Source organism: Streptomyces sp. NPDC021224 (genome assembly GCF_044332905.1).
In the GTDB taxonomy this organism is placed as follows: Bacteria; Actinomycetota; Actinomycetes; order Streptomycetales; family Streptomycetaceae; genus Actinacidiphila.
Genome location: NZ_JBIRPW010000026.1, coordinates 64,815 through 74,945 on the forward strand (window position 1 = coordinate 64,815; position 10,131 = coordinate 74,945).

At 75.8% G+C, this 10,131-nt stretch carries 8 protein-coding genes; 2 read left to right on the forward strand and 6 right to left on the reverse strand.

Annotated features, from left to right (window positions below; all coding sequences use genetic code 11):
• Positions 1–101 precede the first annotated feature (101 nt).
• The 4 genes from ACH4PY_RS35685 to ACH4PY_RS35700 form a co-directional block, all read right to left on the reverse strand.
• Entirely contained in the window at positions 102–2,267 is a 2,166-nt protein-coding gene (locus tag ACH4PY_RS35685; protein WP_398192672.1) for a M4 family metallopeptidase, read from the reverse strand.
• A gap of 225 nt (positions 2,268–2,492) precedes the next feature.
• Positions 2,493–3,251 (reverse strand): EI24 domain-containing protein, encoded by a 759-nt coding sequence (locus ACH4PY_RS35690; protein ID WP_398192673.1) that lies wholly within the window; start codon positions 3,249–3,251, stop codon positions 2,493–2,495.
• A 177-nt stretch (positions 3,252–3,428) separates the two neighbouring features.
• Positions 3,429–3,815: a TraR/DksA family transcriptional regulator gene (locus ACH4PY_RS35695; RefSeq protein WP_398192674.1), complete on the reverse strand. Its 387-nt coding sequence runs from the start codon at positions 3,813–3,815 to the stop codon at positions 3,429–3,431.
• Positions 3,816–3,862: 47 nt separating this feature from the next.
• On the reverse strand, positions 3,863–4,327 hold the full coding sequence (locus tag ACH4PY_RS35700) for a nuclear transport factor 2 family protein (protein ID WP_398192675.1): 465 nt from the start codon (positions 4,325–4,327) through the stop codon (positions 3,863–3,865).
• 140 nt (positions 4,328–4,467) lie between these two features.
• Here ACH4PY_RS35700 and ACH4PY_RS35705 point away from each other — a divergent pair, with 140 nt between their 5' ends.
• Positions 4,468–5,337, forward strand: coding sequence for a helix-turn-helix transcriptional regulator (locus ACH4PY_RS35705; protein ID WP_398192676.1), 870 nt, complete (start codon positions 4,468–4,470; stop codon positions 5,335–5,337).
• Between the two features lie 3 nt (positions 5,338–5,340).
• Here ACH4PY_RS35705 and ACH4PY_RS35710 read toward each other — a convergent pair whose 3' ends face one another.
• Together ACH4PY_RS35710 and ACH4PY_RS35715 are read right to left on the reverse strand one after the other, a co-directional pair.
• Positions 5,341–5,946 carry a hypothetical protein gene (locus ACH4PY_RS35710; RefSeq protein ID WP_398192677.1) on the reverse strand — a complete coding sequence of 202 codons (606 nt, stop codon included), beginning with the start codon at positions 5,944–5,946 and terminating at the stop codon, positions 5,341–5,343.
• Between the two features lie 160 nt (positions 5,947–6,106).
• Complete coding sequence (locus ACH4PY_RS35715; protein ID WP_398192678.1) at positions 6,107–7,882, reverse strand: condensation domain-containing protein; 1,776 nt, start codon at positions 7,880–7,882, stop codon at positions 6,107–6,109.
• An 849-nt stretch (positions 7,883–8,731) separates the two neighbouring features.
• Between ACH4PY_RS35715 and ACH4PY_RS35720 the strand changes: the two genes are divergently transcribed.
• Positions 8,732–10,131, forward strand: a 1,400-nt coding sequence (locus ACH4PY_RS35720; protein WP_398192679.1) for a condensation domain-containing protein, incomplete at its 3' end; no start/stop codon positions are given.

Here is a 10,131-nt window from a genome sequence, read left to right on the forward strand (position 1 = left end):
CCGCCGGTGACCCGGGCCGCTGCGCGGGTCACCGGCGGCCCGCCGCTCTCACCCGCGGTGCGTCCGCGGGCGGGAGCGGCGGCCTGTGCCGCTCCCGGCGGTCAGCAGGCCCCCTGGTCCTGCCAGACCGCCCAGGAGCCGGGCGCGCCGGGCTCGGCCCCGGTGGAATACCACTGGGACAGCCACTTGTGGCCGTTGTAGGAGACCTGGTCACCCGGTACGTAGGCGGTGGTGGCGCCCCAGGCCGGGAGGTTGCCGCAGCCGGTGGGCGGGGTGCCGCCTCCGCTGATGGTCCAGGTGAAGGTGGCCGAACCGGCGGCGCCGGAGGTGTTGGTCGCCGTGACGGTCACGGACGCGGTCACCGCGGTGGTCGGGGTGCCCGAGATCAGGCCGCTGGTGGAGTTGACCGACAGTCCGGCGGGCAGGCCGGTGGCCCTGTAGGTCAGCACGGAGCCCGCCGGGTCGGTGGCGTGGATCTGGAGCGAGACGGCGGTGCCGACGGTGCCGGTCTGGTTGCCGGGGCTGGTGACCGTGGGCGAGCCGGGCTGGCCGCCGCACGTGCCGGGCACCGGGTCGGTGCCGGTGACGCTGACCGCCGCCCAGGCCGCGGCGACGGTGTTGTACTCGGTGCAGTGGGCGCCGTAGAGGTCGGCGGCCGCCTTCAGCGAGTCGATGCGGGCCTGGTGGTAGTTCTCCGAGCTGTTGGCGTAGGACGCGAGGGCTTTGTACCAGATCTTGGCGGCCTTGTCGTTGCCGATGCCGGTGACCGTGGAGCCGTCGCAGGTGGGGCTGTTGCCGTAGCCGTGGTTGCCGCTGCCGACCGCCGCGAGGAAGAACCAGTGGTTGAGCGGGCCCATGGAGTAGTGCGGGTCGAGGCCGCCGTTCGACGTGTTGTAGCAGTCGGGCGAGCTGCCGTCGAGGGAGGGCTGGTACATCCAGCGCAGCGGCTGCCCGTTGCCGCTGATGTTGATGAGCTCGCCCATGGTGTAGTCGGGGGTGTCCACGGGGTTGTTCGCGTAGAACTCGACCATGGTGCCGAAAATGTCGCTGGTGCCTTCGTTGAGGCCGCCGGTCTCGCCGGTCTCGTCCCAGCCGGTGAGGGCGCCGCTGACGCCGTGGCTCATCTCGTGGCCTGCGACGTCGAGTTCGACCAGCGGGCGGGCGTTGCCCTGGCCGTCGCCGTACGTCATCTCGCTGCCGTCCCAGAAGGCGTTGACGTAGGAGTTGCCGTAGTGGGTGAGGGAGGGGACGCCCTGGCCGTTGCCGAAGATGCCGTTACGGCCCTGGACGTTCTTGTAGTAGTCGAACGTCTCGGCGGCGCCGTAGTGGGCGTCCACACCGGCGGAGGCGGGGTCGCTGGTGCTGCCGTTGCCGAAGGTGCCCGACGAGCTGGTGAAGACGCTGCCGGTGCCGCTGGTGGCGTGGTTGAGGTTGGTGGTGTAGCCGTTGCCGTGCGAGGGGTCCTGCATCGCGTAGCCGCCGCCGGACTGGGTGACGTCGATGGAGACCTGGCCGCTGTAGATCGACCGGCCGTTGACGGCGACGTTCGGGCCCGCGGGCGCCGTGGCGGCGGGCGCCGCGCCCAGGGCCTGGCCCGGGGCGGCGAAGGTGTCGACCTCGTCGCTGGTCCGGACCACGGCGCCGGAGGCCGCGTCCACGAGGACGTGCAGCCGGCTCGGGGTCTGGTCGGCCCGCACCCCGCTGACCACGGTCTCCCAGACCAGGGCGGCGTCGCTGCCGTCCATCCGCACGGCCAGGTGCGGCACGGAGACCGTGTCGACGCGCCCGTGGAAGGCGCCCCGGGACAGCGTGGCGGCGCGCGAGGCGGCGAGCCGGGGCGTCGTGGAGACCGCGCCGGTGGTCCGCGCGCCGGTGGCGAGCGACCGGTACGTCCCGTCCTTCGCCAGGTGCACGATGACGTCGCCGCCGTAGGCGGGCAGGCCTTTGTACGTGCGGTCGAACCGGACGTCCGCGGAGCCGTCGCCGTCGACGACCACGTTCCGCACCGTGAAGACGTCACCGGCGGCCCGGTGCGCGGCGGACGCGTGGTCGGCGAGCGCCTTCAGCGCCAGTCCGGTGACACGGGTGCGGACCGCGGCGGACGGCTCGGTGGTGAACGGGGCCGCGGTGAAGGCCCCGTGACCGGCGGGCAGCGGTTTCGCGTGCGGCGCCGGGGCGGCGGCCGCGACCGCGGGCAGGCCGATCGCCGCGGCGGACACGCAGGCGAGCGCGACGGTGGAGAGCCTCGCGATTCTTCGTATGCGCATGGGACGGGGGTTCCTTTCACCTCATGCATGGGGGGACACGCCCCTGGGGTGCGGGGCGGCGAGGAGACATCCGGCACGGACGGTCCGGCCACGGATCCCGTGGCCGGACCTGCGCCGACGCATGAGTGTGCGGAACCGCCGGGCGCGCACGGCAGGCACTGGGCGTACGCGTAGGGGTATCCCTAAGCGCCCCCGCGGGGCCCGGGGGGGGCGTGGGTGTACGGGTCAGGCCTGGTCGGCGGGGGCAGGCGCGGGCAGCAGCTCGCGGGTGAGCAGCGTCGCACCCGCCACCGCGCCGGGCATCAGCACGACCGCCGCGAAGGGCACGAGGAAGGCCAGCACCAGCGGCACCCCGAAGCCGAGGACGAGCAGCAGGCGGCCGCGCATCAGGCGCAGTTGGCCGCGCAGATCGACCTCGCGGCGGCGCATCGGCACGGCCGCGGCCTCCACCGCGAGGAAGAAGCCGGACACGCAGAAGCCGGCCGCCGGGACCACGGTCTGGCCGGCGACCGGCACGAAGCCGAGGGCGAAGAGGACCACCGCGAACGCGGCGACGCGCAGCAGCACGCGCACGCTGTCGCGCAGGCCGGTCCACAGCTCGTGCAGCAGCGGGCGCTCGGGCGGGTCGGGGGCTCCGCCCTCGGCGTCGTCGACCCGCCCGGCGAGGGCCTCGTAGAAGGGCTGGCCGACCAGCAGCGTGACGGCGGTGAAGGTGACGACGGCGAGCAGCAGCCCGCCGCCGACCAGGACGGCGGTGAGCAGGTCGCGGAACAGGCCGCGCCAGGGGGACGTCCAGTCGTCGGCGAAGGGGGTCGCCCAGCCCGCGAGGTCGTCGGACCAGATCACGAGCGCGGCGAGCGCGGCGGTGTACCCGGCGAAGGTGAGCAGGGCCGGGAGCATCCCGAAGCGCCAGTCCCGCCCGTTCCGCAGCATCCAGCGCTGCCCGCGTACGAGCAGCGCGAGACCCCGTCCGAGATCGCCCATGGCGCGGATCCTACGGGCCGGGGGACGGACGCGGGGCGCGTGCCGGAAAAGGGGTCCCCGCGCAGGCGGCGCGCGGGGGACGGACGCGGGGCCCGTGCCGGAGAAGGGGTCCGCGCGCAGGCGGCGCGCGGGTGGGGCGGGCCCGGCGGCGGGCGGGAGAGGGTCAGCGGCCCCGGGTCAGCGGCCGCGGGCCTGCGCGCAGCGCGTGCAGAAGGCGGCGGCGGGGAGGACGGCGAGGCGTTCGGGCGGGATCGGCCGGCCGCAGCCCTCGCAGCGGCCGTAGGCGCCCTCGCCGAGCCGCTCCAGCGCGTCGTCCAGCGCGGCCAGCCGCTGCCGGGCCTGGTCCTGCAGGGCGGCGGTGTGGGCGCGCTCGAAGGCGGTGCTCGACCCCTCGGGGTCGTGCTCGTCGTCGACCGCCGTGAGGGCGTTCGCGGCCACGATCGCGTCGATGTCCCGGCCGAGCGCGGCGATCTGGGCGGCGGCGGACTCCCGCGCCTCGGCCAGCCGCTCGCGGACGGCGGCGGTGTCGACGCCGGATGCCGCGTTCTCGTGCGAATCGCTCATTCCGGTACGAACACCGTCCTCGCCGCCGGCATTCCGCGCCGCGCCCGTCAGCTCGTCCCCGTCCCGGCGGCGGCCGCCCCGGCGCGCGCGGTGAAGGCGGCGAGCGCGCCCGGGTCCTGGACGTACACGTCGATCCGCCGGACGCTGCCGGCCTCGACCCGGTGGACCTCGACCATGGTCAGCGGGAAGACCTCCCCGGTGCCGTGGGCGGTGAGCGTGCCCGTGAGCCGCCCGACGACGCCGGTGGGGCCCGTGAAGACCTCGGCCGTGGTGAGGGCGATCCCGGCGTGGGACGTCATCACGCCCAGCACGTCCCGGAGGAAGGCCTCGCGGCCGCGGTGCACGCCGCCGTACGGGAGCGGGGCGGGCTCGTCGACGACCACGTCGGGGTGGAGCCTGGCCAGGACGCCGGGCACGTCGCCCCTGCCGAGGGCGTCGTAGAGGCCGCGTACGACGTCGGCGGGGTCCGCGGTCCCGGTCCCGGTCCCGGTCCGGAGGGTGTCGTCGTTCATGGTGGTGTCCTTTCGCTGCCGGCCCCGGCCGTCCGGGGCGTTCACCATGCAACGCCGTACGGGCGCGCCGAGGGAGTCCGCGCCGTGAGGGGTAACGGCAGGGACCCCCTCGCGGCGGGCGGGCTGCCTACGCTGGGGGCATGGACAACCGGGACGCCGTCAGCGCCTTCCTGCGGTCGCGGCGGGACAAGGTCACCCCCGAGCAGGCGGGGCTGCCGGTGTACGGGCGGCGGCGGGTGGCCGGGCTGCGCAGGGGCGAGGTCGCGGCGCTCGCGGGGGTGAGCGTCGAGTACTACACGCGGCTGGAGCGCGGCAACCTGCACGGCGTGTCCGACGGCGTGCTGGACGCGCTCGCGCGGGCCCTGCGGCTGGACGGCACCGAGCGGATGTACCTGCACGACCTCGCGCGCGCGGCCGGACCGGCGGCCCGGGTGCGGCGGGGCGGGGCGCGGCCGGCGGTGCGGGCGAGCGTGGCGCGGATCGTCGAGGGCATGCCGGGGCTGCCGGCGTACGTCATGAACAACCGGCTGGACGTGCTGGCCGCCAACGCGCTCGGCCGCGCCCTGTACACGCAGCTGTACGCCGACCCGGTCTGCGGCGCGAACGTCGCGCGGTTCGCCTTCCTGAGCCCGGCGGCGCGGGAGTTCTACCCCGAGTGGGAGCGCATGGCGCGCTTCGCGGTGGGCGCGCTGCGCGTGGAGGCCGGGCGGAATCCGTACGACCGGGAGCTGTCGCACCTCATCGGTGAGCTGTCCACCCGCTCCGACGCCTTCCGGGTGCTGTGGGGCTCGCACGACGTGCACGTCTTCCGCGACAGCACCAAGCGGCTGCGGCATCCGCTGGTCGGCGAGCTGGAACTGGACCAGGAGACGATGAGCCTGCCGGACGACTCGGGGCTGAGCGTGGTGGTCTACAGCGCGCCGCCCGGCACCGCCGCCGAGGAGGCGCTGCGGCGGCTGGCCGGGCACTCGGCGCGGGCCGGGGACGCCGGGCCGTCCGCCGCGGTCTGACGGTCAGGCGTCCGTGGTCCCGTGCGCGGCGGACGCCCGGCGGGTCCGGGCGCGGTCCACGGTCCAGGCGATCGCGGCGACGGCCACCGCGACCCCGACCGCCCACACCGGCAGCCACAGCGTCGTCGTCCGTGACAGGCAGTCGGCCACGGCCTCGTTGCCCTGCGCGGTCCGCGCGTGGGCGAGGGCGACGGGGTCGCGCCCGGCGAGATTCCCCAGCGCCGCGGTCGTGCGCAGGCGCTCGTACGCGCCCAGCTCGGGGCAGTCGTCCCGGGTGCCGGGCATCGGGAAGAGCCACGACCAGCGTTGCAGCGCCGGTGCCAGGGCGATCGACACGCACAGGCCCACCACCAGGCAGTAGGCGGCGAGCGTCCGCGCGTACACCGAGCGCAGGCCGGGCGTCCAGGGCGGGCGCCGGTAGAAGGAGAAGACCACCGCGAGCAGGGTGACGCCGACATAGGTCGCGAACCACTGCCACGAACCCTGCGCGAGGGCGGCCGTGAGCACCGCCGCCAGGGCGATGCCGATCACGCCCGACTGGCCGGGTACAGCGGTCCCCGGCCCGGTGGGGGCGCCGGGCCGGGCTCGCGGGGTGCGGGGATCGGTCACGGCGCCTCCTGCCTGGTCGGGGCCAGCATCCTGGCGCCGCGCGCCGCGGGGCCCGCGCCATGCCGGGCCGCCGCGGACACCCGACCCGCTCGGCCGACCCCGCGGGTGCCCCCGGGGGGCACGGCAGCGCCGGGTGCGCCGGGTGCGCCCGCCGGGGACGTCAGGCCGGTCGCGGAGGGACAGGAGGGCGGCCGGTGCCGCGGGCCAGGACGGGCGCCTGGCGCCAGGCGGTGAGGTCGGGCGAGCGGGGCGGCGGGGTCGCGCACACCACGTACGCGTCCGGCGCGACCGCGGTGCGCAGGCCGGGCAGGGCCGCCGTACAGGCCGCGTGCAGGGCGGTGGGGTCGGGGGCGGTGCGGGTGCCGTGCAGGTAGGCGACGAGGCGGGGCCCTTCGGCGGACGGCTCGGCGAAGACCGCCGCGTGTTCCGCCCCGGAGGTCCGGCGGACCAGGTCGGTGACGGACGGGAGGTGGGCCCACCCCGCGCCGGACAGGTGCCAGTCGGCGCCGCGCGGGTCGGGGGCGAGCCCGGTGCGCTCGCCGATCGCGGTCACCGGGACGTCGCCGGTGAGCGAGGCGCACAGCACGCTCTCCACCGCGCGCAGCCACGCGACGGCCTCGGCGTCGGGCAGCAGGGACGTGTCGAGGATGGTGGTGAGCGTGACCCTGCGCGGCCTGCTGTCGGCGAAGACGAAGTAGGTGCTGGTGCTGTTGTCGGTGCCGTCGAGCCGGCGCCAGCGGGTCCGGGCCGCGGCCGCTGCCAGCTCGGCGGCGGTGGGGCGGGCGGTCGCGGGGGCGGTGTGCTCGGCGGAGGTGCGGAAGTTGAGCCAGCACGACAGGTCAAAGGCGAGGCCGCGCCGCAGTTCGGCGGCGCGGCGCGCGGCCGTGAGGTCGGCGGGCGGGTAGGCGCCGAAGCGGGCGGCCTGGAAGACGGCGGGGGTCGCGCGGGCGATGACCTCCGCGACGGTGGCGTCCGCGAGGTCCACGGCGACCGGGACGTCCTGGGTGAACATCCCGACCGCGCCGTGCAGCCGGGCCCGGGTGCGGTTGCCGACGGTCAGCTGGAGGAAGGCCCGCGGCAGCCCGGCGACGAAGCCGGAGACCGCCGCCAGGCCCGCGAACAGCACGGTGGCCGGGCTGGAATTGTGCCGCGCGGCGAGCGCGGGCAGCGCCAGCGCGAGAGCGGGCGAGTGGAATTCGAGGTAGCGGTAGCGGGGCGGCTCCGGCTCGGCCGGGGCCCGCGGCAGCATGGTCTGCGGCATCACGGCGAAGGTGCGCTCGTGGTGCGCGACCGCCCGCGCGCCGCTGCGCGCACCCGCGGGCGAGCGCTCCCGCTCGGCCTCGCCCAGCATCCGGTAGGGCGTCGCGGGCGCCGGGGTGCGCGGGGGCCGCGCGGGGAGCAGGGCCCGCAGATGGTGCCGGATCCACTCGGCGCCCTCGTGGTCCACGGCCAGGTGGCACAGCGCGAGCAGCAGGTGGCGCGGAGCACCGTCGACGGCGACGATCGCGGCGCGGACCGGCCACTCCGCGGCGATGTCGAAGGGGCGGGCGGCGGCCTCGGCGAGGACCTGCGTGGCGAGGGTCTCGCCCGTCTCGGCGGTGCCGTCGTGGACGGCGACGGTCAGCCGGACGGTGGCGGACACCTGCTGGCGCGGGCCGTCGGGCGTGACGGTGTACCGCGTGCGCAGGGTGTCGTAGGTGCGGACGAGGTCGGCGAGCGCGTCGAGCACCTCGTCCTCGGTGAGGCCGGGCCGCAGCTTGGCGGCGAAGCGCAGGTTGAGCGGGTCGGTCTGCGGGCGCAGCTCCTCGAAGAGCACGAGCATGTGCTGCTGGGCCCAGGTCAGGGGGCCTTCCGCGGGACCTGGGGAGTGGGTGGCGCGGACGTCGATCGTGCGGTGGCGGGGCCGGAGTCCGGGCACTACCGCTTCGGCCGTCATGGGCTGCTGCCGCCTTCCTGTTCGGACCGGACCGGCGGTGGGGCAGGTGCCGACGTGCCCCCGGGAGCGCTCCCAGGACATGACGGCTCCCCCGGTACGGATGGGGATGTGCCGGTGGGGCGGCCGGCGGCTCGGCGTGCCCGTGGCACCGCATTTCATCATTGGTCTAGACCAATAGGGTCGGACGCGCGCCAGTCTGTCATTTGCCCGACGGGCCGTCAACGCTGCGCCGTACGGGCAGGTGAGGCGGTGTGCGACAGGTGCGCCCGGACGCGGCAGGGCACGGGCGCCCGGAGGCAGCGCGGACGGACTGGCCGGAAACCGTCCGGCGATCGGCTCTTGACCGGCGGGATGCGCGGCTGCTGATATAGCGGCCGAACGCGGGAGCGCTCCCATCCCGGGTCACCGGTCACTGGTCGCTGGTTACCGGTTGCCGGTGCGCAGCCACGCCCGGCTGCCTCCGGGGCGCCGGGCGCCGTCCGGCCGCGCCCGGGAGGCGCCGGACACGGAGGGATACCGCGGGAGGTGGAGAACGCGGGGGCGCCGCGCGCGGACCGGCGCCGGAGCAGGCAGCGGGGGCGGCCTCTCCGGCGCCCAGCGCCGCGTGCCCGCTCCCGACCGCTTGTCCTGCCGTCCCCGGCCGCAGTCCGTACCGTCCCACGTTCACCGCCGTACCGCACGCCCCCGTAAGCCCCCGCACACACCGCAGTTCCCGCCGCACGACCCCGGAGTTCCCACGCCGGGAGCGCACCGCCGCACCTCGCGGTGCCGCAGCCCCGCACCGCCCGACGCCCCCGTCGTGCGGCCCGCCGTCCGTACCCGCCCCCTGTGCCCCCGGAGACAAGACGAGTGAAGACCGGACCGCTTACGTACGCCCAGCAGCGGCTGTGGTTCCTGAACGCCTTCGACCCGGACGACCCCTCGCACAACCTCGCCTACGCCTACCGGGTGCGCGGCGCGCTGGACGTTCCGGCGCTGGAGGCGGCCTTCACCGCCGTGGTCGCCCGGCACGACGCGCTGCGCACCCGCTTCACCGAGGTCGGCGGCGAGCCCCGAGCGGTCGTCGAGGACCCGGCGCCGGTCGTCGCCGAGCGGATCGACGCCGCCTCCGCCGACGAGGCCCGGCGGATCGTCGCCGAGCGGACGAACCGGCCCTTCGACCTCACGGCGGAGCCGCCGCTGCACGTCACGGTGGTACGGATCGCGCCGGACGACCATGTGCTGTGCGTGGTCACCCACCACATCAACAGCGACGGCTGGTCCTTGAACGTCCTCCAGGAGGAGGTCGCCGCCCACTGCGCGGGCCGCGCACTGCCGCCCCCGCCGCTCCAGTACAGCGAACTGGCCGCGGCGGACGAACCGCCCGGCGACCTCGGGTGGTGGGTCGAGCAGCTGTCCGGGGCGCCGGACCTGGAGCTGCCCACGGACCGGCCGCGCCCTGCCGAGCGCACGTCCGCGGGCGGCCAGACCGAGATCCCGCTCCCGGCACCACTGGTCCGCGCCGTGCACGAACTGGCCCGGAAGACGCGCTGCACGCCGTACATGGTGCTGGTCGCGGCCTACGAGGTGCTGCTCGCGCGGCACAGCGGGCAGACCGACTTCTGTGTCGGCACCCCGGCCGCCGGCCGCGGTCGCCCCGAACTGGAGCGCGTCGTCGGCTACTTGTCGACGACGATGGTGCTGCGCTGCGACCTGAGCGGCGACCCGTCCTTCACCGACCTGGTCCGCGCCACCCGCCGCAGCGTACTGTCGGCCCTCTCCCACCCGGACGTGCCGTTCGAGCGCCTCGTCGGTGCACTCGGCACCGAGCGGGACCTGAGCCGTACGCCGATCTTCCAGGCGATGTTCGCGCTCCACACGTACGGGGACGTCGCCGATCCGCTGCCCGGACTCAGCACCGGGCCCTTCCCGCTGGGCTGGCACCCGGCCCGCTGCGACCTGTCCCTCGACCTGCGCGAGCAGCCGGACGGCTCGCTGCTGGCCTACCTGATCCACAGTGCCGACCTCTTCGACGGCACGACGGCGGAGCGGATGGGCGCGCGTTACCGGCAGCTGCTGGAGTCTGTCGTGGCCGCTCCCGAACTTCCGGTCAGTGAGCTGGGGTTGCTGCCGGTGGCGGAGCGGGAGCTGCTGGCGTCGTGGGACGGTCCGGTAGTGGAGCTGCCGCCGGTGACGCTGGTGGACCTGGTGCGTGAGCGGGCGGAGGTGGCGCCGGACGCGGTGGCGGTGGTGTCGGGCACGACCGTCCT

Excerpts from the sequence above, each read along its gene's own strand:
- ACH4PY_RS35685 (WP_398192672.1), bottom strand. The coding sequence starts at position 2,267 with ATGCGCATACGAAGAATCGCGAGGCTCTCCACCGTCGCGCTCGCCTGC.
- ACH4PY_RS35690 (WP_398192673.1), bottom strand. The coding sequence starts at position 3,251 with ATGGGCGATCTCGGACGGGGTCTCGCGCTGCTCGTACGCGGGCAGCGC.
- ACH4PY_RS35695 (WP_398192674.1), bottom strand. The coding sequence starts at position 3,815 with ATGAGCGATTCGCACGAGAACGCGGCATCCGGCGTCGACACCGCCGCC.
- ACH4PY_RS35700 (WP_398192675.1), bottom strand. The coding sequence starts at position 4,327 with ATGAACGACGACACCCTCCGGACCGGGACCGGGACCGGGACCGCGGAC.
- ACH4PY_RS35705 (WP_398192676.1), top strand. The coding sequence starts at position 4,468 with ATGGACAACCGGGACGCCGTCAGCGCCTTCCTGCGGTCGCGGCGGGAC.
- ACH4PY_RS35715 (WP_398192678.1), bottom strand. The coding sequence starts at position 7,882 with ATGACGGCCGAAGCGGTAGTGCCCGGACTCCGGCCCCGCCACCGCACG.